General features: G+C 60.0%; 17 protein-coding genes and 2 tRNA genes. 15 read left to right on the top strand and 4 right to left on the bottom strand.

Translation table 11 applies throughout. The features are described from left to right. Positions 1-280: 280 nt before the first annotated feature. Entirely contained in the window at positions 281-490 is a 210-nt protein-coding gene (locus tag M0808_RS04320) for a cold-shock protein (RefSeq protein WP_002554837.1), read from the top strand. 116 nt (positions 491-606) lie between these two features. Here the strand turns inward: M0808_RS04320 and M0808_RS04315 are convergent, their stop codons facing one another. Beyond that, on the bottom strand, positions 607-1,614 hold the full coding sequence (locus M0808_RS04315) for a DUF481 domain-containing protein (protein WP_027614345.1): 1,008 nt from the start codon (positions 1,612-1,614) through the stop codon (positions 607-609). A 166-nt stretch (positions 1,615-1,780) separates the two neighbouring features. On the opposite strand from M0808_RS04315, the gene M0808_RS04310 reads away from it, so the two are divergent. From M0808_RS04310 to M0808_RS04295, 4 genes are all read left to right on the top strand, one after another. Continuing rightward, positions 1,781-2,134: an MGMT family protein gene (locus M0808_RS04310; RefSeq protein WP_247840046.1), complete on the top strand. Its 354-nt coding sequence runs from the start codon at positions 1,781-1,783 to the stop codon at positions 2,132-2,134. Positions 2,135-2,177: 43 nt separating this feature from the next. After that, positions 2,178-3,737: an AmpG family muropeptide MFS transporter gene (locus M0808_RS04305; RefSeq protein ID WP_247840044.1), complete on the top strand. Its 1,560-nt coding sequence runs from the start codon at positions 2,178-2,180 to the stop codon at positions 3,735-3,737. Positions 3,738-3,866: 129 nt separating this feature from the next. Next, positions 3,867-5,582: a proline--tRNA ligase gene (locus M0808_RS04300; RefSeq protein WP_041070725.1), complete on the top strand. Its 1,716-nt coding sequence runs from the start codon at positions 3,867-3,869 to the stop codon at positions 5,580-5,582. Between the two features lie 17 nt (positions 5,583-5,599). Then, complete coding sequence (locus M0808_RS04295) at positions 5,600-6,553, top strand: hypothetical protein (protein WP_027614341.1); 954 nt, start codon at positions 5,600-5,602, stop codon at positions 6,551-6,553. 118 nt (positions 6,554-6,671) lie between these two features. Here the strand turns inward: M0808_RS04295 and dinB are convergent, their stop codons facing one another. Then, a complete protein-coding gene (dinB, locus tag M0808_RS04290) occupies positions 6,672-7,733 on the bottom strand; it encodes a DNA polymerase IV (protein WP_247840042.1) in 1,062 nt (353 codons plus the stop codon). Positions 7,734-8,013: 280 nt separating this feature from the next. Here dinB and M0808_RS04285 point away from each other — a divergent pair. From M0808_RS04285 to M0808_RS04265, 5 genes are all read left to right on the top strand, one after another. After that, a tRNA-Met gene (locus M0808_RS04285) sits at positions 8,014-8,090 on the top strand. Positions 8,091-8,310: 220 nt separating this feature from the next. Beyond that, positions 8,311-8,387: transfer RNA gene (locus tag M0808_RS04280), tRNA-Met, on the top strand. A gap of 279 nt (positions 8,388-8,666) precedes the next feature. After that, the gene (gene mprF, locus M0808_RS04275; RefSeq protein WP_007964392.1) at positions 8,667-11,306 is read left to right on the top strand and encodes a bifunctional lysylphosphatidylglycerol flippase/synthetase MprF; all 2,640 of its coding nucleotides are present in this window, start codon (positions 8,667-8,669) and stop codon (positions 11,304-11,306) included. Further along, the gene (locus M0808_RS04270; RefSeq protein WP_247840040.1) at positions 11,306-12,598 is read left to right on the top strand and encodes an AcvB/VirJ family lysyl-phosphatidylglycerol hydrolase; all 1,293 of its coding nucleotides are present in this window, start codon (positions 11,306-11,308) and stop codon (positions 12,596-12,598) included. Before mprF ends, M0808_RS04270 begins: the two co-directional genes overlap by 1 nt. A gap of 735 nt (positions 12,599-13,333) precedes the next feature. After that, positions 13,334-13,660: a DUF3077 domain-containing protein gene (locus M0808_RS04265; RefSeq protein WP_247840038.1), complete on the top strand. Its 327-nt coding sequence runs from the start codon at positions 13,334-13,336 to the stop codon at positions 13,658-13,660. Positions 13,661-13,842: 182 nt separating this feature from the next. On the opposite strand, the gene M0808_RS04260 is transcribed toward M0808_RS04265, so the two are convergent. Further along, positions 13,843-15,744 (bottom strand): potassium transporter Kup, encoded by a 1,902-nt coding sequence (locus tag M0808_RS04260; protein WP_210558020.1) that lies wholly within the window; start codon positions 15,742-15,744, stop codon positions 13,843-13,845. 289 nt (positions 15,745-16,033) lie between these two features. On the opposite strand from M0808_RS04260, the gene rimO reads away from it, so the two are divergent. The 5 genes from rimO (at position 16,034) to tsaA (ending at position 20,497) form a co-directional block, all read left to right on the top strand. Next, complete coding sequence (rimO, locus tag M0808_RS04255) at positions 16,034-17,371, top strand: 30S ribosomal protein S12 methylthiotransferase RimO (RefSeq protein ID WP_003222282.1); 1,338 nt, start codon at positions 16,034-16,036, stop codon at positions 17,369-17,371. Positions 17,372-17,699: 328 nt separating this feature from the next. Beyond that, positions 17,700-18,173 carry a GNAT family N-acetyltransferase gene (locus M0808_RS04250; RefSeq protein WP_247840036.1) on the top strand — a complete coding sequence of 158 codons (474 nt, stop codon included), beginning with the start codon at positions 17,700-17,702 and terminating at the stop codon, positions 18,171-18,173. Positions 18,174-18,362: 189 nt separating this feature from the next. Then, complete coding sequence (locus tag M0808_RS04245) at positions 18,363-19,073, top strand: rRNA pseudouridine synthase (RefSeq protein WP_123587001.1); 711 nt, start codon at positions 18,363-18,365, stop codon at positions 19,071-19,073. A 72-nt stretch (positions 19,074-19,145) separates the two neighbouring features. After that, positions 19,146-19,613 (top strand): DUF1456 family protein, encoded by a 468-nt coding sequence (locus tag M0808_RS04240; protein WP_027611093.1) that lies wholly within the window; start codon positions 19,146-19,148, stop codon positions 19,611-19,613. Between the two features lie 185 nt (positions 19,614-19,798). Continuing rightward, positions 19,799-20,497 (top strand): tRNA (N6-threonylcarbamoyladenosine(37)-N6)-methyltransferase TrmO, encoded by a 699-nt coding sequence (gene tsaA / locus M0808_RS04235; protein ID WP_247840034.1) that lies wholly within the window; start codon positions 19,799-19,801, stop codon positions 20,495-20,497. 169 nt (positions 20,498-20,666) lie between these two features. Here tsaA and fpr read toward each other — a convergent pair whose 3' ends face one another. Beyond that, positions 20,667-21,446 (bottom strand): ferredoxin-NADP reductase, encoded by a 780-nt coding sequence (gene fpr / locus M0808_RS04230; RefSeq protein ID WP_007908723.1) that lies wholly within the window; start codon positions 21,444-21,446, stop codon positions 20,667-20,669. Positions 21,447-21,499 lie beyond the last annotated feature (53 nt).

The raw sequence follows: 21,499 nt of genomic DNA, 5'->3' as shown, positions 1-21,499 counted from the left end.
CCGCGCTGAAATTCTCGCCGAACACCCTGGAAATACAGGCTCTGGCGACGAACCGTCACACCGTCGATCCCTAAAACAGAGAAACCTTCGCAAGAAACATTGGCACGTTCCGGAAAAAGGGTTAAGGTGGCGCCACTGTGTTGCTTGTGTCACTGAGAATCTCTACACGATATGTTGAATTTCGATCCAACCATCTACAAGAATTTTTCCTGCTCTTTGCACTCAGTCTCGGCCAGGGTTCTTCCTGAGTCGCAGTTATCTTTGTTCAAGGAGTTACACCATGTCTAATCGCCAAACCGGTACCGTTAAGTGGTTCAACGATGAAAAAGGCTTCGGCTTCATCACTCCACAATCCGGTGACGACCTGTTCGTTCACTTCAAAGCTATCCAATCCGACGGCTTCAAAAGCCTGAAAGAAGGCCAACAGGTTTCTTTCATCGCTACCCGCGGTCAGAAAGGCATGCAAGCTGAAGAAGTACAAGTTATCTAACTTGTAGCTTCTTTAGAAAAGAGCCCCGCCCTCAAAAGCGGGGCTTTTTTGTGGGCGTGTGTTTTTTAACGGCCACAAAAAAAGCAGCCCTCACGACTGCTTTTTTTCGACTTGCCTTACCAGGCCACGCCAAACCCTGCGGTGTAGCGGGTCTTGTTCAAATCTGCATCCTTGGTACCACTGATGATGTCGCGTTCGGCCTTGAGGTTGAGCGACGCCCAGTCGGTGACCTTGTAGCGCAGGCCCATCTCGGCATCCAGCGCGTAATTGGCTACGTCAGACAGCGGCTTGCCCAGCTCACCATTGGTGAAGAACTCGACTTTTTTGCCGATCAGGTAGCGGTTGTAATCCCACTTCATGGCGACCGAATAGAAGTTGTCCTTGCCGCCATCGCTGTACTCGTAATCGGTGCGGTTGAGCAGCGAACCGAGCGAGAACGCGCCCAGCTCGTCGTCCCAGAACTGGTAACCCGGACCGGTACCGACCACACGCTGACGCGACAGCTCTTCAACGTAGTCGCGCTTGTAGTTCAGGCGCCCCTGCCAGAACCATTTGTCGGTGAGGAAGCGGTCAAGTGCGTATTCGGCGCGCCAGTTATTGGTGGTGACCTGCTCGTCCTGCACTTCGCGGTTGTATTCGCCCTCGGCGGTGTGCCGCCAGCGGCCATGACGCGCGGTGGTCTTGAAGTCGATGTCGTAGTCGTCGGTGTCCTTTTCCGCCCGTTGATAATCCATCGCCAGGCCTATATTACCTTTCCACACCAGATCCTCGACCACCGGTTTCGGCTTGAGAATCTGCTGAATGCTCGCCAGCTCGACGGTCTTAGGCGCCTCGCCGTTGGCCAGGGTGACCTTGCCGTCATCGGCGGCGGTCAGCGACTTGGCTTTTTCACCGTTGTAGGCGTCCTGTTTGACCAGCAGTTCCTGATCGCTTTGCAGGGTCTTGACCTCTTTCCAGTCGATGCTGACCGCACCCGCATACTGGGTCTGGATCAGCAATTTGCCGCCATCGAAAACGGAGATCTTACCGCTCAGCTTGTCACCGTTCTTTAACCAGACGGTATCGGCAAGCAGCGGCGTGGAGGCACTGAAGACAGCAAGGCACAGCAGGGTTCTTGACAACATAAGCGGATCGAGGGCTCAAGTTTGCGAAAAAAGGTCGGCATTATCCGTAGGAATAAGACCCTGACAAGGACTGACCGAGCGATTTCCATTGAGTTCATTTCTCATCTGGCCAACGAGCGATTACGCTTGAGCCCATCGATACGACTATTGTTCAGGAACCGCGCTGGTGAAAGAGCCGAATCATCCCGAGGAAAGCGAAGCGCAAATCCGACGCACGGCGCTTTATTCCACCCTTGCCCAAGTGCCTGAGGGCAAGGTGGTCAGCTATGGTCAATTGGCGGAACTCGCAGGGTTGGGGCGCGCCGCCCGCTGGGTCGGCCGGACCCTGAGCCAATTACCCGGCGATACCAAACTGCCGTGGCACCGGGTACTGGGTGCCGGCGGTCGGATCAGTCTGCCACTGGACAGCCCCTCGGGGGACGAACAACGGGCACGATTGCGTTCTGAAGGCGTCACCGTCCTGAACAATCGTGTGGATATTCAGCGCCATGGCTGGCGTCCGATAGAGCACAGCGGTTAGAGTGCGCGCTTTGTTTTCGCAATCTTGAGGCAGACTTCAGCCCATGCCCCGTAAAACCTGGCGCGCCGCGCTCGCCGCCTATGCCAGTCCTTCGACGCTCGTGCTGTTGTTGCTCGGTTTTGCTGCCGGCCTGCCGTACATGCTGGTATTTTCGACGCTTTCCGTCTGGCTGCGTGAAGCCGGTGTTGCCCGTGAAACCATCGGCTACGCCAGCCTGATCGGCCTGGCCTACGCCTTCAAATGGGTGTGGTCACCGCTGCTCGACCAATGGCGCCTGCCTTTATTGGGCAAGCTTGGCCGCCGCCGTTCGTGGCTGGTGCTCTCGCAGACCCTGGTGATTCTGGGGCTGATCGGCATGGGCTTCTGTGATCCGCAGAAACACCTGTCCTGGCTGATCGCCATTGCCGTCATCGTCGCCTTCGCCTCCGCCACCCAAGACATCGCGGTCGACGCCTATCGCCTGGAAATCGCTGACGACAGCCGCCAGGCCGCGCTGGCTGCCAGTTACATGTCCGGCTACCGCGTCGCCGCCCTGCTCGCCACGGCGGGCGCGCTGTTCTTTGCCGAGGGCTTCGGCTCCACCGGTTTCAACTATCAACACTCGGCCTGGACCGGCACCTACGCCCTGTTCGGGGTATTGATGATCCCTGCCCTGCTGACCTCGCTGCTGATGCGCGAACCGCCAGTGCCACTGCGCACGCAGTTGCAGGCCGGCCGCTACAGTTTCGGGCATCAACTGGCCTCGGTATTCGTGCTGATCGTGTTGCTGGTGTCGGTTCCGGCGATGTTCACCCAGCTCTACAACACCGATTTCGCCGGCGTGCTGTTCGGCAATATGAGCCCCCTCGACCTGTTGCTCGAAGACCGCGCCTTCCTGCGCGCCATCCTCTACACCCTGCTCACCGGCCTGTGCCTGTCGACCATGGGCCGTCGCGGCCTGGCGCCGGTGCTGACCCCGGTCAACGACTTCATCCTGCGCTACCGCTGGCAGGCGTTGCTGTTGCTCGGGCTGATCGCCACTTACCGGATGTCCGATACGGTGATGGGCGTGATGGCCAACGTGTTCTATATCGACCAGGGCTTCACCAAGGATCAAATCGCCAGCGTCAGCAAGATCTTCGGCCTGATCATGACCCTCCTCGGCGCCGGGATGGGCGGCCTGCTGATCGTGCGCTTCGGCATCCTGCCGATCCTGTTCATTGGCGGCGCAGCTTCGGCGGCAACCAACCTGCTGTTCGTGATGCTGGCTGACATGGGCCCGAACCTGCAGATGCTGGTGGTGACCATCTCCCTCGACAACTTCAGTTCGGGCATGGCGACCTCAGCCTTCGTCGCCTACCTGTCGAGTCTGACCAACCTGAAGTTCTCGGCCACCCAGTACGCCCTGCTCAGCTCGATCATGCTGTTGCTACCGCGTCTGATGGGTGGTTACTCCGGAGTGATGGTCGAGAAGTTCGGTTACCACAGCTTCTTCATGATCACCGCACTGCTCGGCGTGCCGACCCTCCTGTTGATCGCCCTGCACTGGTTCCAGGAAAATCGCCGTGCGGGCCCGACGCCGACACCCGAGCCTGTGCCGACCACCGTGGTCGAAGAGTCGTAGGACAATTCAGATACGGCGGGAGGATTCCCGCCGTTGAGCCTCACCGCCGAGCGCAATCCTGTACGTCGGCAAATCTCGCCGGTACACTGCTCCGTCATTTCCAGTCATAGCAACCGACAACGGCCAACCATGCGCACCAGTCAATTTTTGCTCGCCACACAGAAAGAAACGCCTTCCGATGCGGTCGTCGTCAGCCATCAGCTGATGCTGCGCGCCGGCATGATCCGCAAACTCGCTTCGGGCCTGTACACCTGGCTGCCGATGGGCTTGCGGGTAATGCGCAAGGTTGAAGCCATCGTTCGCGAAGAAATGAACGCTGCCGGTTCTCTTGAAGTGTTGATGCCGAGCACCCAACCGGCCGAGCTGTGGCAGGAATCGGGGCGCTGGGAAGAATACGGCCCTGAGCTGCTGCGCATCAAAGACCGCCACGGTCGCGACTTCTGCGCGGGCCCGACCCACGAAGAAGTGATCACCGATCTGATGCGCAATGAGTTGAGCAGCTACAAACAGCTGCCGATCAACCTGTACCAGATCCAGACCAAATTCCGTGACGAAATCCGCCCACGCTTCGGCTTGATGCGCGGCCGCGAATTCATCATGAAGGACGCCTACTCGTTCCACGCCGATCAGGCTTCGCTGCAGGTCACCTACGACCGCATGCATCAGGCGTACTGCAACGTGTTCACCCGTCTGGGCCTGAAATTCCGTCCGGTTGAAGCCGACAACGGCTCGATCGGTGGCGCGGGCTCCCACGAATTCCACGTGCTGGCCGAATCCGGCGAAGACGATATCGTCTTCAGCAACGGTTCCGACTACGCGGCGAACATCGAAAAAGCCGAAGCCGTGCCACGCGAAACCTCGCGTCCAGCACCGGCCGAAGAGCTGCGCCTGGTCGACACTCCAGACACCAAGACCATTGCCGCGCTGGTGGAAAAATTCAATCTGCCGATTGAAAAGACCATCAAGACCCTGATCGTCCATGCCGAAGAGCCAGGCAAGCTGATTGCCCTGATCATCCGTGGCGACCACGAACTCAACGAAATCAAGGCCGCCAACCAGCCAGGCGTGGCCAGCCCGCTGGTCATGGCTTCCGATGCCGAACTGCGTGACGCCATTGGCGCCGGCGCCGGTTCGCTCGGCCCGCTGAACCTGCCGCTGCCGATCATCATCGACCGCTCGGTCGAACTGATGAGCGACTTCGGTATCGGCGCGAACATCGACGACAAGCACTACTTCGGCGTGAACTGGGAACGCGATCTGCCGGTTCCAACCGTTGCCGACCTGCGTAACGTCGTGGCCGGTGACCCAAGCCCGGACGGCAAAGGCACCCTGGAAATCAAGCGCGGCATCGAAGTCGGGCACATCTTCCAGCTGGGCAACAAGTACAGCAAGGCGATGAAGTGCGAAGTGCTGGGCGAGAACGGCAAACCGGTTACCCTGGAAATGGGTTGCTACGGTATCGGCGTATCCCGCGTGGTCGCTGCCGCCATCGAGCAGAACAACGACGACAAAGGCATCATCTGGAGCGACACCCTGGCGCCGTTCCAGATCGCTCTGGTACCGCTGCGTTATGAAACCGAGCAGGTGCGCGAAGCCACTGACAAGCTGTACGCAGAACTGACGGCGGCCGGTTTCGAAGTGTTGCTGGACGATCGCGACAAGAAAACCAGCCCGGGCATCAAGTTCGCGGACATGGAGCTGATCGGCATTCCTCACCGGATCGTGGTCAGTGACCGCGGCCTCGCCGAAGGCAACCTGGAATACAAGAGCCGCACCGAAGCCGAAGCGCAAGCGCTGCCGGTTGCCGATGTGCTGTCCTTCCTTCAGGCCCGTATCCGCCGCTGAATCCAGATAGAGACCTCATGTTCAAGCGAAACACCTTGGGCCTCGGTGGCGCCGCCTTGTGCGGCGCCCTGCTGGTCAGCGGCTGTGCCAATCAGATGTCACAGCGCAGCGAGCACGAAGAGCGGGTCGAGCGCAAATTGCTCGATCACAGCCTGCAGATCGATGTCGGTGAGCCTAAGGTGCTCGAACTGCCGCAGCGTCGCGTGAAAATCAACGAACAGAAGACCTTCGAAGTCACCGAGTTTGAGGTCACCCGTCGTTACGATCGCTACACGCCATATCAGCCCTGGCGCGAAATCTACGAGATACCGCTGGGTGCAGTGGCCGTGGTCGCCGGTATTGGCGCCAATGTGGTCAACGTATTCGCTCTGGGCAACCTGCCGGACAGCGTGACCAAGGACTGGTTGAACTACGGCATTGCCGGGGTCAACCCGTTCATGAACGTGCAGTCCCACGGTCGTGCGCAACAGAACCTGGCCGGTATCGATGAAGTCCAGCGCGACAAGCGCACGGAGTATTCGAGCCTGCCGTGGAGCGAGCGTCCGGTGCAGGTCAAGGCCGGCAAGCAGACCTTCGACATGACCACCGACCGCAACGGCGTGCTGCGCCTGAACCTGCTGGACAGTCCGTTCGCCGAAAATGACCTGAATCATATCGGCAAGCTGCAGATCAGCGTCGAAGACGGCAAGGATGACGTGCACAGCGACTCATCCCTGGCGATCAGCAGCCATTTGCGCAGCAAGTTGCTCGAAGCGCACGGGTTGATTTACGACGATCTGGAAGACGACGAAGTGAGCCAGTGGGTTCACCGGGTCAAACGTCTGTCGGAACTGGGTCTGGAGGAAGAGGCCAGCGAGCTGGAACAAAGCCTCATTGAACTGACGCGCAACGATCCTGAGTTGCAGGCCGAGTTTCTCAAGTCGCTGACCAAGGATGCGGGGCGTCTGGTGGCGGATCCGGGACCGAATTAAGGCTGAAAAGCTTCGCGAGCAAGCCCGCTCCCACAGTTGATTGCATTCCACTGAAGGAACTCGATCAAATGTGGGAGCGGGCTTGCTCGCGAAAGCGGCATCAGCAACACCGCAGCAATTAGCGCTCAAACAACTCCATCTGCTCAAACCCACCCCGCAAATCCTCCAGCCTGACCCCAACCCCCAACAACCGCACCGGTTTCCCGCCACGGTTGAACGCCTGGGTCAACATCAACTGATAACTGCCCAGATCGCGCCCCGCCCCGGCCTGTTCCAGTGTGGTCTGGGTAAAGTCATGGAACTTCACTTTGACGAACGGCTTGCCCGGACGATAGCTGCTGTCGATCCGCTCCATGCGATTTTTCAGGGTTTCCAGCAGCTCCGGCAATTTGTCCAGGCAACTGCGCAGATCGGGCAGATCAACGTCGTAGGTGTTTTCCACGCTGATTGACTGACGGCGACTGTCGTTGTGCACCAACCGGTCATCGATCCCACGGGCCAGACTCCACAGTCGCTCACCGAAACTGCCGAATTCACGCACCAGCGCCAACTTGTCCCACTCGCGCAGTTGCAGGCAATCGACGATACCGAGCTTGCCCAGCTTGTCGGCAGTGACTTTGCCGACGCCGTGCAACTTGCTCACCGGCAAGCCACTGACGAAATCCTCGACCTGGTCCGGAGTAATCACGAACAACCCGTTGGGCTTCTTCCAGTCGCTGGCGATTTTGGCCAGAAACTTGTTCGGGGCCACGCCCGCAGACACGGTGATGTGCAACTGATTGGAGACCCGCCGGCGGATATCCTGCGCGATGCGCGTGGCACTGCCGCCAAAATGCGCGCTGTCGGAGACGTCGAGGTAGGCCTCGTCCAGCGACAGTGGCTCGATCAGGTCGGTGTAATCGCGAAAGATCGTGTGGATTTCCTTCGAGGCTTCGCGATAGGCCTCCATGCGCGGCTTGACGATGGTCAGGTCGGGGCAGAGCTTCAAGGCATGCCCGGACGACATTGCCGAACGCACGCCGTACGCCCGCGCTTCATAGTTGCAGGTGGCGATCACCCCACGCCGATCCGCCGACCCGCCCACCGCCAGCGGTTTGCCGGCCAGGTTCGGGTCGTCGCGCATCTCGATGGCGGCGTAGAAACAGTCACAGTCGACGTGGATGATTTTTCGCTGGGTCATGACAGAAAAGGAAACATGGCGAGCCGGAAACGCAGTATCTCACTGACACCTGTATATAGCACCAGTGGTCTGAATGTTCTTTTCACGCTGTAGGAAAACAACCACGAATTTATTTTCTCAATCGAAAATCTCCCGCCGATAGAGCTGAAACCCTTGCCCCGCCTGCCCTGCGCCCTCTTCATCCGCACAGAAAATAGCGCTAACCGATTGAACAGGAACAGATTTATCCAGATTCAAGGTTGACACCCCGGCGATCCTCTGTAGAATGCCGACACACAGACGCGGGATGGAGCAGTCTGGTAGCTCGTCGGGCTCATAACCCGAAGGTCGTCGGTTCAAATCCGGCTCCCGCAACCAAACATCAAAAAAGGCTACTCGAAAGAGTGGCCTTTTTTGTGTCTGTCTGTTTTTCAGACCAGCCTCTGCATCACGCACATCGGGGCGAACAGGAATTCGTTGCATTTCCGAAACTTACCGCGCCGCTGCGACCGTTTGACGCAAATTCACACTTATTTGACCCTTTACGGGATTAGCGGTTGACACCTCGCCGTTCGCCTGTAGAATGCCGCCACACAGACGCGGGATGGAGCAGTCTGGTAGCTCGTCGGGCTCATAACCCGAAGGTCGTCGGTTCAAATCCGGCTCCCGCAACCAAACATCAAAAAAGGCTGCTCGAAAGAGTGGCCTTTTTTGTATCTGTGGAAAAAGTCCTTTCGCAACAATGATCTGTCACGCTGCAGTGAAACGCTCAGGATCATCAGACCCGCCCCGTTGCGACTATGCTTGAGTCGCAGGCAAGACGTCTGCAATCCATGACCCGCCCTCGCCGATCCCGGATGAGAGGCGTAGTATTTTGTGATTATTTTTTTCTACAGGGATTGGTAACTTGGCTGGATACCTCCATCCTGTCGCGCACAATCCAAGAGGTGATTGATGCGCGCCAACTCGTCTGATTCACAAGACACCGTCACAGCAGAACATCCGATCAAACCCGAGCGCCTGCGCTTGCTGGATCGGTTGAGCAAATATCGCCAGCCGATCGGTCTGGCGGTCACGTTGCTGCTGTTTGCCATTGCGCTGATTGCCTGCCGCCATCTGCTGAGCGAACTCGATCTGTATGCCCTGCATGACTCGATTCTGGCGGTGCCGAAACCGGCCCTGCTCGGCGCAGTGGCTGCGACGGTGGTCGGCTTCATCATATTGCTGGGCTATGAATGGTCGGCCAGCCGCTATGCCGGCGTGACACTGCCGCCGCGCACTCTGGCGCTGGGCGGCTTCACCGCATTTGCGATTGGCAACGCCATCGGCCTGTCGCTGCTGTCCGGCGGCTCGGTGCGCTACCGTTTATATGCACGCCATGGGCTGGGCGCCTCCGAAGTCGCGCACATGACCCTGTTCGCCAGCCTGTCGCTGGGTTGCGCCCTGCCACCGCTGGCGGCTCTCGCGACCCTGAGCGACCTGCCCGCCGCCTCCGCCGCGCTGGGCCTGTCAGAAGGCCTGCTCGGCACGATCGCCATGGTGGTGCTGGGTCTGGGCGCGATTCTGGCGATCGGCATCTATCGCCGCCGTCTGCCGGAGCAACCGTACCGCGACAACCTGCTGGTCAGGGCCGGTCGCCGGACGCTGCGCCTGCCCGGCCGACGCCTGACCTTCCTGCAACTGATCATCACCGCCCTTGACGTCGCCGCAGCGGCCACCGTGCTCTATCTGCTGCTGCCGGAAGCCCCGCCGTTCGGCGCCTTCCTGCTGGTGTACCTGCTGGCCCTGGCCGCCGGCGTCCTCAGCCATGTGCCGGGGGGTGTCGGGGTCTTCGAAGCAATCCTGCTGGCCGCGTTTGCCGACACCCTCGGGGCCGCGCCACTCGCCGCCGCCCTGCTGCTCTACCGTCTGATCTACGTCGTGCTGCCGCTGCTGGTGGCCTGCCTGTTCTTGCTGATCAACGAAGGCCAGCGCCTGTTCCAGACCCAGACCATGCGCGCCGCATCCGGTCTGGCCGCGCCGATTCTGGCGGTGCTGGTGTTTCTGTCCGGCGTGGTGCTGCTGTTTTCCGGCGCGACCCCGGAGATCGACACCCGTCTCGAACACATCGGTTTTCTGATTCCGCATCGCCTGGTCGACGCCTCGCACTTCGGCGCCAGTCTGATCGGTGTGTTGTGTCTGATGCTGGCGCAGGGCCTGCGCCGGCGCCTGTCGGCGGCGTGGATGCTGACCACCATTCTGTTGCTGGTCGGCGCCCTACTCTCGCTGCTCAAAGGCTTCGACTGGGAAGAAGCCACGCTGATGACACTCACCGCAGCGTTGCTGGGGGTGTTCCGCCGTTCGTTCTATCGTCCGAGCCGCCTGACCGAACTGCCGTTCTCGCCGCTGTATCTGGTGGCCAGCCTCTGTGTCCTCGGCGCTTCGACCTGGTTGCTGCTGTTCGCCTATCAGGACGTGCCGTACAGCCATCAACTGTGGTGGCAGTTCACCCTCGACGCAGACGCCCCGCGCGGCTTGCGTTCGTTGCTCGGCGCCGCCGTGCTGTTACTGGTGATCGCGCTGACCTGGCTGCTGCGCACCGCGCGCCCGGTGATCCACCTGCCGACCCCGGACGAACTGGATCGCGCCGCGAAAATCCTGATGGCTTCGTCGCAACCCGATGGCGGCCTCGCGCTGACCGGTGACAAGGCGTTGCTGTTTCACCAGAACGACGAAGCCTTCCTGATGTATGCCCGCCGTGGCCGCAGCCTGGTGGCGCTGTACGACCCGATCGGCCCCGGCCAGCAACGCGCCGAGATGATCTGGCAGTTCCGCGACCTGTGCGACATCCATCACGCTCGCCCTGTGTTCTATCAGGTACGTGCGGAAAACCTGCCGTACTACATGGACATCGGCCTGACCGCGATCAAGCTCGGCGAAGAAGCCCGGGTCGATCTGCAGCGCTTTGACCTGGAAGCCAAGGGCAAAGAGATGAAGGACCTGCGCTACACCTGGAACCGTGGTACCCGCGATGGTCTGTCGCTGGAAATCCATGAGCCGGGCCAGGCGCCGATGGACGAGTTGAAAGTGATTTCCGATGCGTGGCTGACCGGCAAGAATGTGCGCGAGAAAGGTTTCTCCCTCGGTCGTTTCAGCGACGATTACCTGAAGCATTTCCGTATTGCGGTGATTCGCTTCGAAGGTCGCCCGGTGGCGTTCGCCAACCTGCTCGAGACCTTCAGCCATGACCTGGCCAGTCTCGACCTGATGCGCTCGCACCCGGACGCCCCCAAGCTGACCATGGAGTTCCTGATGGTCGGCCTGATTCAACACTATAAGAGTCACGGATACGCGCGCTTCAGCCTGGGCATGGTGCCGTTGTCGGGGTTGCAACCCCGGCGTGGTGCACCGCTGACCCAGCGCCTGGGCTCGATGGTCTTCCGCCGTGGTGAGCAGTTGTACAACTTCCAAGGCTTGCGCCGCTTCAAAGACAAGTTCCAGCCTGACTGGGAACCCCGTTATATGGCAGTGCCCGCCGGACTCGATCCGCTGGTGGCGCTGGCCGATACTGCTGCCCTGATCGCGGGCGGCTTGACTGGATTGGTGAAACGCTGATGATTCAACGCTCCCTGAAGTACATCCTGGCCGCACTGATCGTGCTGGCCGTGATTGCCGGCGGCGGTTACTGGTACCTCAAACGCCCGGCACCGCAACCGAGTCTGCAACCACTGACGGCCACCGACGGCACGGTCATGACCCGCGTCATACCCGGCACTCAGCCCAAAGCGCAGGTGCTGGTCGCGGTCAATGACGACCAGAAGCTGACCGACAACCAACTGAGCACCCTGAGCCGCAGCGCCTCGGCGCAGATCGTTCAGGTGATTCTGCCCAAGGACTGCCTGCAACAGAGCCGCGCCCTGCAAACCGGCCTGCGCGAACTGAATGGCCCGGCCACGCTGGTCAGCGGTATTGGCCCTGGCGCGGTACTGGCCTGGCGCTGGTTGTCCGAGCAGAAGGACGACAAGGCCCAGGCGATCTCGGTTGACCTGGCGCTGGAAAAACCCGGTTGCACTCACCTGCTGCCGAAATCCGCGGCTCATGGCCACTGGCTGGTGGCGTGGAACGACAACCCGGACGACACCAGCGCCGGTTTCGTGCGCGATCAACCGAACGCCGAAACCAGCATCAGCGACTACGACATCAACCTGCCGCAAGTGCTGAACAACGAGCTGCGCAAGATCCTCGTCGGCGGCGACAAGGCCAACGGCGGTCTGGCGATCCCGGTGGTGGAAGTGCCGGCCGGTCAAGCCAAGGACACCGTGACCCTGTTCCTCTCCGGTGACGGCGGCTGGCGCGACCTCGACCGCGACGTAGCGGGCGAGATGGCCAAGATTGGCTACCCGGTGGTCGGCATCGACACCCTGCGCTACTACTGGCAGCACAAGAGCCCCGAGCAAAGCGCGCTGGACCTGACCGAACTGATGCAGCACTACCGGCAGAAATGGGGCACCAAACGCTTCATCCTGACCGGTTACTCGTTCGGTGCCGACGTCCTGCCAGCGATCTACAACCGCCTGCCGGACACCGAGAAGCAACGCGTCGACGCCATCATTCTGCTGGCTTTCGCCCGCACCGGCAGCTTCGAAATCGAAGTCGAAGGCTGGCTCGGCAACGCCGGCAAAGAAGCCGCCACCGGCCCGGAAATGGCCAAGCTGCCTGCCGCCAAAGTGGTGTGCATCTACGGCGCCGAAGAAACCGACGAAAGCGGCTGCACCGACAAGACAGCAGTCGGCGAAGCAGTGAAACTGCCCGGCGGCCACCACTTCGACGAGAACTACCCGGCGCTGGCCAAGCGTCTGGTGGACCTGATCGAGAAGCGTCAGAGCAAGGATCAGCCGACAGAGTGATCTGCGCCGGCAGAACAAAAAGCCCCCGCAACTTCGCAGTTGCGGGGGCTTTTTACATTCAAGGGGATCACCCCATTCTCGGGAACATCCCAAATCCCCTGTGGGAGCGGGCTTGCTCGCGAATACGGTTTATCAGTCAGCCTATTCGTCGACTGACACTCCGCTTTCGCGAGCAAGCCCGCTCCCACTCGGGAATTACGCTGGACCCAAATAATCGTTAGTCCTGGCAAGCGTATCTTGCCCGCATATAGTCATGGCTGATCGCTTGAGCCGGATCGAAGTTGATCAATCGCTCCATAGCTTGCGCTTCAATCCGAAAGTTCTCGAGATCATCATGCTTTTCTTGTTCCGATGATGCCGTCATACATGCCTCGCTTATTTGCACACGCCAGTTCGTGTCAGACGTTTAGTATCGTTTACTTCCAGTTTCGCAATATCGGATGACGCCCACAGACCTTGTAGGCAAACTCCGAAACTCGTGTTCGGGCGCTTTGCGGCTCTATTGCGCTGTTTTTTGACGGGATACTCTCCGGACGTCGCTGACCCATTCAGCGATCGGGTGTGGTAACCCGGAGAAACCAGCGCAAGAGCCCGCTCATCGAGTAATGGCGGCTGTGCGTGGGACGCTTTCGAGCGTGCCGGTTTCCTTGGTTCCCGGTTTACCACCCTGCGTACAGTTGCCTCCCTTTCGTGTGGTAACGAAAGTCTCGGCACTTCGAACCAAGGAGTAACACGATGACCGAAACTGATCTGCACGGACCCGCAAACGTTAAAACCATCGGCTTCACCCCCTTCCTCTACCACTCGGATCAAGCGTTCTTCAATGTCCGCTCTGGCATCCCGATTCTCGATGCACTGTCCCAATCCTCCGACCTGCTGTCCCTCGCCAAATCATTCACCGAAGACGCTGCCTTCATCAAAGACACCGACCGCCATGCCTGGGCTGCGCATTACCTGACGGTGATGGGCAAAGCCTTGATTGATGACGTGATCCAAGCGCTGATGCCGCGACCTGCGCGGACGAAGACCGAATCTGAAGAAGAATTGCCTGAAAGCCACTGACACCACAGAATCCTTGCTCGCGAATGCGGTGGATCAACCACCACATGTCTCGACTGACACTCGGCCTTCGCGAGCAAGCTCGCTCCCACAGGGGATTTGCAGTGGGTTAGAGGTTTATGTGCGGGCACAAAAAAGCCCCCGCCAGCCTTGAAGCTGACGGGGGCTTTTCAGTTGAGGCGGGGTTACATCTCGACCTGCGTCCCCAACTCAATCACCCGGTTCAGCGGCAGATTGAAGAAACGCAGGTTGCCGTTGGCATTCTTCAACATGAACGCAAACAACGCCTCGCGCCAGCGGGCCATGCCTTCGAGTTTCGAGGCGATTACCGTTTCGCGGCTGAGGAAGTAGGTGGTGCGCATCGGGCTGAAATCCAGTTCATCCAGATGACACAGTTTCAGCGCCTGCGGCACGTCCGGCTCGTCGGTGAAGCCGAAGTGCAGGATCACCCGGAAGAAGCCTTCGCCGTGGGCCTCGACCTCGAAGCGACGCGATGGCGGCACACGCGGGATGTCTTCGTAGACCACGGTCAGCAGCACCACTTGCTCGTGCAGCACCTGGTTGTGCAGCAGGTTGTGCAACAGCGCATGCGGCACGGCGTCGGAACGCGCGGTGAGGAACACCGCAGTACCCTGCACGCGGTGCGGTGGTTGCACGCGGATGCTGCTGATGAAGATCGGCAGCGGCAACGCGCCTTCGTCGAGGCGATCGACCAGCAGCTCCTTGCCGCGTTTCCAGGTGGTCATCAGGATGAACAGCACGATCCCCGCCAGCACCGGGAAGGCACCGCCCTGAATGATCTTCGGCACGTTGGCCGCGAAGAACATGCCATCGACCAGCAGGAAACCAAGCAGAATCGGCACCGCCAGCAGCGGTGGCCATTTCCATAGCAGCAGGATCACTGCAGCCACCAGAATACTGGTGATCAGCATGGTGCCCGTCACTGCCACGCCGTAGGCAGACGCCAATGCGCCGGAGGACTCGAAACCGATCACCAGCAGAATCACGCCGACCATCAGCGCCCAGTTCACCGCACCAATATAGATCTGCCCCTGTTCGGCACTGGATGTGTGCTGAATGTGCATGCGCGGAATGTAGCCAAGCTGAATTGCTTGACGGGTCAGCGAAAACGCACCGGAAATCACCGCTTGCGAAGCAATCACCGTGGCCAGGGTCGCCAGCACCACCAGCGGTACCAGTGCCCAGTTCGGCGCCAGCAGGTAGAACGGGTTACGCGCCGCTTCCGGGTTTTCCAGCAGCAATGCGCCCTGACCGAAGTAGTTCAGCACCAACGCCGGCAGTACCAGCGCCAACCAGGCGCGGGCAATCGGCTTGCGCCCGAAGTGGCCCATGTCGGCATACAGGGCCTCAGCGCCGGTCAGCGCCAGCACCACCGCACCGAGAATCGCCACCCCCATGCCCGGGTGAACCATGAAGAAACGCACGCCCCAGATCGGGTTCAGCGCGCTCAATACTTCAGGGTGTCTGACGATCCCGCTGACACCCAGACCGCCCAGCACCAGGAACCACGCCACCATCACCGGACCAAACAGCTTGCCAATGCGATCGGTGCCATGCTTCTGGATCAGGAACAGTGCGACCAGGACCACCAGCGCCATCGGCACCACCCAGCGCTCCAGGCCATCGAATGCCAGCTCCAGACCTTCCACCGCCGACAATACGGAAATCGCCGGGGTGATCATGCTGTCGCCGTAAAACAGTGCGGCACCGATCAATCCCAGGATCACCAGCACCGCCTGCAATTTGGGATAGCGGCTGGATGCGCGTCGCGCCAGGGCGGTCAGCGCCATGATCCCCCCTTCGCCCTGGTTGTCGGCCCGCAAGACGAACAACACGTACTTGATCGTGACGACCCAGATCAGCGACCAGAATATCAATGCCAGAATCCCGAAGACGCCGTCGTGATTGACCGGCACCCCATAATGACCGGCGAATACTTCTTTGAGGGTGTACAACGGGCTCGTGCCGATGTCGCCGTAAACTACCCCGACTGCCGCGACCAGCATGCTCAGCGGTTTTGCAGCCGAATGCTCGGCGCCCGCCGCCTGACTACTTGCCTGACCCATCCAACACTCCTGATTCTCGAACCGGCTTCTTTGAATGAAGCACTATGCTTTGTGGTGCAGCATGCGCTGTTTTACCTGTTGTTACAGACGTTTTGTTGACTGTAAAAAATTGGTAAAGCTCAACGGCGCGAAGCATAGCGCAGCACTCGTCGTATTTCCCTGCATAAAGCTGGTCAAGTGCGTTGCTCATCGCTAGAATTGCGCACTTTTTGATCAGAGGCGCACCCTAAGCGCCCATCCGTCGGCTTTCCCACACGGCAAGCGACGTCACAAAACACCGAGGTTAGACATGTCCACCACTCCTGCGCCGGCCAATCCAAAGGTTGGCTTCGTATCTCTGGGTTGCCCGAAAGCACTGGTCGACTCCGAGCGCATCCTGACCCAGCTGCGTATGGAAGGCTATGACGTGGTGTCCACCTACCAGGACGCCGATGTGGTGGTGGTCAATACCTGCGGTTTCATCGACTCGGCCAAGGCTGAGTCGCTGGAAGTGATCGGTGAAGCGATCAAGGAAAACGGCAAGGTGATCGTCACCGGTTGCATGGGCGTGGAAGAAGGCAACATCCGCGACGTACACCCGAGCGTGCTGGCCGTGACCGGTCCGCAGCAGTACGAGCAAGTAGTCAACGCCGTGCACGAAGTAGTGCCACCGCGTCAGGATCACAACCCGCTGATCGACCTGGTGCCGCCGCAAGGCATCAAGCTGACTCCGCGTCACTACGCCTACCTGAAGATTTCCGAAGGCTGCAACCATAGCTGCAGCTTCTGCATCATCCCGTCGATGCGCGGCAAACTGGTCAGCCGTCCGGTGGGTGATGTACTTGACGAAGCCCAGCGTCTGGTCAAATCCGGCGTCAAAGAGCTGCTGGTGATTTCGCAAGACACCAGCGCCTACGGTGTCGACGTGAAATACCGCACCGGTTTCTGGAACGGCGCGCCGGTGAAAACCCGCATGACCGAACTCTGCGAAGCGCTGAGCACCCTCGGCGTGTGGGTCCGTCTGCACTACGTTTACCCGTACCCACACGTTGACGAGCTGATCCCGCTGATGGCCGCCGGCAAGATCCTGCCGTACCTGGACATCCCGTTCCAGCACGCCAGCCCGAAAGTGCTGAAGGCGATGAAACGCCCGGCGTTCGAAGACAAGACCCTGGCGCGGATCAAGAACTGGCGCGAGATCTGCCCGGACCTGATCATCCGTTCGACCTTCATCGTCGGCTTCCCGGGCGAAACCGAAGAAGATTTCCAGTACCTGCTGAACTGGCTGACCGAAGCCCAGCTCGACCGCGTCGGCTGCTTCCAGTACTCGCCGGTCGATGGTGCGCCCGCCAATGATCTGGACCTGGAAGTAGTGCCGGACGACGTCAAGCAAGACCGTTGGGAGCGTTTCATGGCGCACCAGCAGGCGATCAGCTCGGCCCGTTTGCAAATGCGCATCGGCCGCGAGATCGAAGTGCTGGTGGACGAAGTCGACGAGCAAGGCGCCGTCGGCCGCTGCTTCTTCGATGCCCCGGAAATCGACGGTAACGTATTCATCGACAACGGCAGCAACCTCAAGCCGGGCGACAAGGTCTGGTGCAAGGTGACTGACGCTGACGAATACGACCTGTGGGCTGAGCAGATCTGATCTGAAGATCAAAAGCCCCTCACCCTAACCCTCTCCCTGAGGGAGAGGGGACTGATTGAGTTGCTCTTTCGAATGACGGCGACTTGAAATATCGAGTCGACCTCAGATTTTGAACAGCATGAAGATCAGCTCCCTTCCCCCCTCGCCCCCCTTGGGGGGAGAGGGTTGGGGTGAGGGGGAAGCTCTTGCAGGCAACATTAACAGCCAGCCAGACACCGAAATAAATACAAAAAGCCCCGCTCTTTTTACGAGATGCGGGGCTTTTTTGCGTCTATCGTTTGCAGTGGGAAGGAATCCCGCTCATCCATTTGAAAAGAGGCAGCCGGGCATGCGTCAGCATTCGGTCATTCACACGCCGAAACTCAGCGATTATCAGGAACTGACCCGGGTCTGGGAGGCCTCGGTCCGCGCGACCCATGATTTTCTGCCGGACAGCTACATCGAGTTGCTGCGCAATCTGGTGCTCACCCGTTATCTGGACGCGGTGATGCTGATTTGCACCAGGGATCATCAGCAACGCATCACCGGATTCGCCGGGGTGGCGGCGGGCAAGATCGAAATGCTGTTCATCGATCCCGAGTATCGTGGCCAAGGCTTGGGCAAGAAACTGCTCAACTACGCCATGCAACATCTGAATGCCGATGAACTCGACGTCAACGAACAGAACCCGCAGGCACTGGGATTTTATTTCAAGCAGGGTTTTGAAGTGATCGGCCGCTCGGAGGTGGATGGCATGGGCCAGCCGTACCCGTTGCTGCATATGCGCCTGCGGCAGACCCAGCAGCGCTCAAGCCACGCCTGACACACCAAAGCACCCTTGTAGGAGTGAGCCTGCTCGCGATAGCGCCGGACCAGCCGACATCAATGCTGAATGTCAGACGGCAATCGCGAGCAGGCTCACTCCTACAAAAAACCACGTACCGAAATGGAACCGGGCTTAACCGGCGCCAGGCAGGTACAATGCCCACCCCTTTTTTGTTACGGCCCTGTCATGACTGACCCGATTCGCCTCTCCAAACGCCTCATCGAACTGGTCGGTTGCTCCCGCCGGGAGGCCGAGCTGTTCATTGAGGGCGGCTGGGTCACCGTGGACGGCGAAGTGATCGACGAACCGCAATTCAAGGTCGGCGACCAAAAGGTCGAGCTCGACAAGGACGCTCAGGCCACCGCGCCGGAGCCGGTCACGATTCTGCTCAACGTGCCGGCCGGCATGGATGTCGACACCGCCATGCAGTCGCTCAGCGCCGACACCCTCAGCGACGAGCACCGCTACGGCAAACGCCCGCTGCGCGGGCACTTCCTGCGCTTGACCGCCAGCGCCGATCTGCAGCCCAAGGCCAGCGGCCTGCTGGTGTTCACTCAGGACTGGAAAGTGCTGCGCAAACTGACTGCCGACGCGGCCAAGATCGAGCAGGAATACGTGGTCGAGGTCGAAGGCGACATGGTTGCCCACGGCCTCAACCGCCTGCAGCACGGCCTCACCCACAAGGGCAAGGAGCTGCCGCCGGTCAAGGCCAGCTGGCAGAACGAAAACCGCCTGCGCTTCGCCATGAAGAACCCGCAGCCGGGGATCATCGCCCAGTTCTGTGAAGCGGTTGGCCTGAAGGTCGTCGGCATCCGCCGCATCCGCATCGGCGGCGTGTCGATTGGCAAGGTTCCGGTGGGCCAATGGCGCTACCTGTCCGGCAAAGAGAAGTTCTAAAGCTTCCACTGCCGCCACACATTCCGGCAGCGCGCCTGCGTGCTGCCCACAACGATTATCAGGATTACCCACATGATTCATAACGACGTATTGCGCAGCGTGCGCTACATGCTCGACATCAGCGACAAGAAAGTCATCGAGATCATCAAGCTCGGCGGCCTGGACGTGGAGCTGAAAGACGTCGTCGCGTACCTCGACAAGAAAGAAGAAGACGAAGAAGGCTTCGTGCGCTGCCCGGACGAAGTCATGGCGCACTTCCTCGACGGTCTGGTGGTGTTCAAGCGCGGCAAGGACGAAAGCCGTCCGCCGCAGCCGATCGAAGTGCCAGTGACCAACAACATCATCCTGAAGAAGCTGCGCGTGGCCTTCGAACTCAAGGAAGACGACATGCACGCGATCCTCAAGGCAGCCGAGTTCCCGGTGTCCAAGCCTGAGCTGAGCGCACTGTTCCGCAAGGTCGGCCACACCAATTACCGCGCGTGCGGCGACCAGTTGCTGCGCAACTTCCTCAAGGGCTTGACCCTGCGCGTTCGCGGCTGATCTGCGCCACAAGCTCTGAATCGGCGGCGCGACCTTCGCGAGCAAGCCCGCTCCCACAGGTTTTGTGGCTGACACAACACCGGACTCCACTCGAGATCCCTGTGGGAGCGGGCTTGCTCGCGAAGGCGTCGGTCCGGCCACCTCGGGTTATCATCCCCACCCCGCTCCCACCTCGACTCCAGACCATGACTTACAACGTCTCCCCCATCGGCTTCGTGCGTTCCTGTTTCAAGGAGAAGTTCGCCATCCCGCGCCAGCCACAACTGGCCCCCGCTGCCCGTGGCGTGCTGGAGCTGGTGGCGCCGTTCGATCAGGGGGACGCCGTGCAAGGGCTGGAGCAGGTCAGCCATGTCTGGCTGTTGTTCCTGTTTCATCAGGCGCTGGAAGAAAAGCCGCGTCTGAAAGTTCGGCCACCGCGCCTGGGCGGCAACAAGTCCATGGGCGTGTTCGCCACCCGTGCGACGCATCGGCCCAATGGCATCGGGCAGTCAGTGGTGAAGCTGGACAAGGTCGAGGCCAATCGGCTGTTCATCTCGGGGATCGACTTGCTCGACGGCACACCGATTCTCGACATCAAACCTTATGTGCCTTACGCCGATATCATCGCTGACGCCTCCAACAGCATCGCCAGCGCCGCGCCACAGCTGATTGATGTGCAGTGGACGGACGCCGCGCTGCAACAGGCGCACGGCCATGCTCAGCGCCTCGGCGAGCCTTTGGTCGAGTTGATCGAGCAGTGTCTGGCCCAGGATCCGCGCCCGGCGTATCAGACACCGGCGCCGGAGCGCGAGTACGGGGCACAGTTCTGGGATCTGGACGTGCGCTGGCATTATCCGACGCCGGAGCAGATTTGCGTGTTGGAAGTGATCCCGGCCTCGGCGTAAACCCCGGAAACGAAAAAGCCCGCGCTGCCTTCTCAGGCAACGCGGGCTTTTTCATTCAATAAAAATCATTGTGGGAGCGAGCTTGCTCGCGAAAGCGGTCTGTCATTAACAGGTGTGTTGGCTGACACGACGCCTTCGCGAGCAAGCCCGCTCCCACAGGTATTGCGGGTTACTTCTCGACGAACGCACGCTCGATCAGGTAGTCACCAGGCTCGCGCATCCGCGCCGAGATCTTCAGGCCGAAGCTGTCGAGCACTTCGCTGGTCTCGTCGAGCATGCTCGGGCTGCCGCAGATCATTGCGCGGTCGTCCTGCGGGTTGATCGGTGGCAGACCGATGTCGCTGAACAGCTTGCCGCTGCGCATCAGGTCGGTCAGACGGCCCTGGTTCTCGAACGGCTCGCGGGTCACGGTCGGGTAGTAGATCAGCTTGTCACGCAGCGCTTCACCGAAGAACTCGTTCTGCGGCAGGTGCTCGGTGATGAATTCGCGGTAGGCGACTTCGTTGACGTAACGCACGCCGTGCACCAGGATCACTTTTTCAAAGCGCTCGTAGGTTTCCGGGTCCTGGATCACGCTCATGAACGGCGCCAGACCGGTGCCGGTGCTCAGCAGATACAGATGCTTGCCCGGGTTCAGGTCGTCCAGCACAAGGGTGCCGGTAGGCTTCTTCGAGATGATGATCTCGTCGCCTTCCTTCAGGTGCTGCAGCTGCGAGGTCAGCGGACCATCCTGCACCTTGATGCTGAAGAACTCGAGATGCTCTTCCCAGTTCGGGCTGGCGATCGAGTAAGCGCGCATAAGCGGGCGGCCGTTGGGCTGTTGCAGGCCGATCATCACGAACTGACCGTTCTCGAAGCGCAGGCCCGGATCACGGGTGCACTTGAAGCTGAACAGAGTGTCGTTCCAGTGATGAACACTGAGGACACGCTCGTGGTTCATGTTGCTCATGTACGTGGGACTCCTGGATATTGGGTCTGCGCTCGCCTTTGCGGCCAACAGTG

Origin of the sequence: Pseudomonas sp. MWU12-3103b, assembly GCF_023100615.1 — a bacterium.
In the GTDB taxonomy this organism is placed as follows: Bacteria; Pseudomonadota; Gammaproteobacteria; order Pseudomonadales; family Pseudomonadaceae; genus Aquipseudomonas; species Aquipseudomonas putida_A.
This window is presented reverse-complemented; position numbering and strand designations above follow the sequence as displayed.

What these genes read in the sequence shown, in the direction of transcription:
- M0808_RS04260 (WP_210558020.1), bottom strand. Translation starts at nt 15,744, where the DNA reads ATGGGTCAGGCAAGTAGTCAGGCGGCGGGCGCCGAGCATTCGGCTGCA.
- rimO (WP_003222282.1), top strand. Translation starts at nt 16,034, where the DNA reads ATGTCCACCACTCCTGCGCCGGCCAATCCAAAGGTTGGCTTCGTATCT.
- dinB (WP_247840042.1), bottom strand. Translation starts at nt 7,733, where the DNA reads ATGACCCAGCGAAAAATCATCCACGTCGACTGTGACTGTTTCTACGCC.
- M0808_RS04240 (WP_027611093.1), top strand. Translation starts at nt 19,146, where the DNA reads ATGATTCATAACGACGTATTGCGCAGCGTGCGCTACATGCTCGACATC.
- M0808_RS04320 (WP_002554837.1), top strand. Translation starts at nt 281, where the DNA reads ATGTCTAATCGCCAAACCGGTACCGTTAAGTGGTTCAACGATGAAAAA.
- M0808_RS04305 (WP_247840044.1), top strand. Translation starts at nt 2,178, where the DNA reads ATGCCCCGTAAAACCTGGCGCGCCGCGCTCGCCGCCTATGCCAGTCCT.
- M0808_RS04245 (WP_123587001.1), top strand. Translation starts at nt 18,363, where the DNA reads ATGACTGACCCGATTCGCCTCTCCAAACGCCTCATCGAACTGGTCGGT.
- M0808_RS04315 (WP_027614345.1), bottom strand. Translation starts at nt 1,614, where the DNA reads ATGTTGTCAAGAACCCTGCTGTGCCTTGCTGTCTTCAGTGCCTCCACG.
- mprF (WP_007964392.1), top strand. Translation starts at nt 8,667, where the DNA reads ATGCGCGCCAACTCGTCTGATTCACAAGACACCGTCACAGCAGAACAT.
- tsaA (WP_247840034.1), top strand. Translation starts at nt 19,799, where the DNA reads ATGACTTACAACGTCTCCCCCATCGGCTTCGTGCGTTCCTGTTTCAAG.
- M0808_RS04295 (WP_027614341.1), top strand. Translation starts at nt 5,600, where the DNA reads ATGTTCAAGCGAAACACCTTGGGCCTCGGTGGCGCCGCCTTGTGCGGC.
- M0808_RS04270 (WP_247840040.1), top strand. Translation starts at nt 11,306, where the DNA reads ATGATTCAACGCTCCCTGAAGTACATCCTGGCCGCACTGATCGTGCTG.
- fpr (WP_007908723.1), bottom strand. Translation starts at nt 21,446, where the DNA reads ATGAGCAACATGAACCACGAGCGTGTCCTCAGTGTTCATCACTGGAAC.
- M0808_RS04265 (WP_247840038.1), top strand. Translation starts at nt 13,334, where the DNA reads ATGACCGAAACTGATCTGCACGGACCCGCAAACGTTAAAACCATCGGC.
- M0808_RS04250 (WP_247840036.1), top strand. Translation starts at nt 17,700, where the DNA reads ATGCGTCAGCATTCGGTCATTCACACGCCGAAACTCAGCGATTATCAG.
- M0808_RS04300 (WP_041070725.1), top strand. Translation starts at nt 3,867, where the DNA reads ATGCGCACCAGTCAATTTTTGCTCGCCACACAGAAAGAAACGCCTTCC.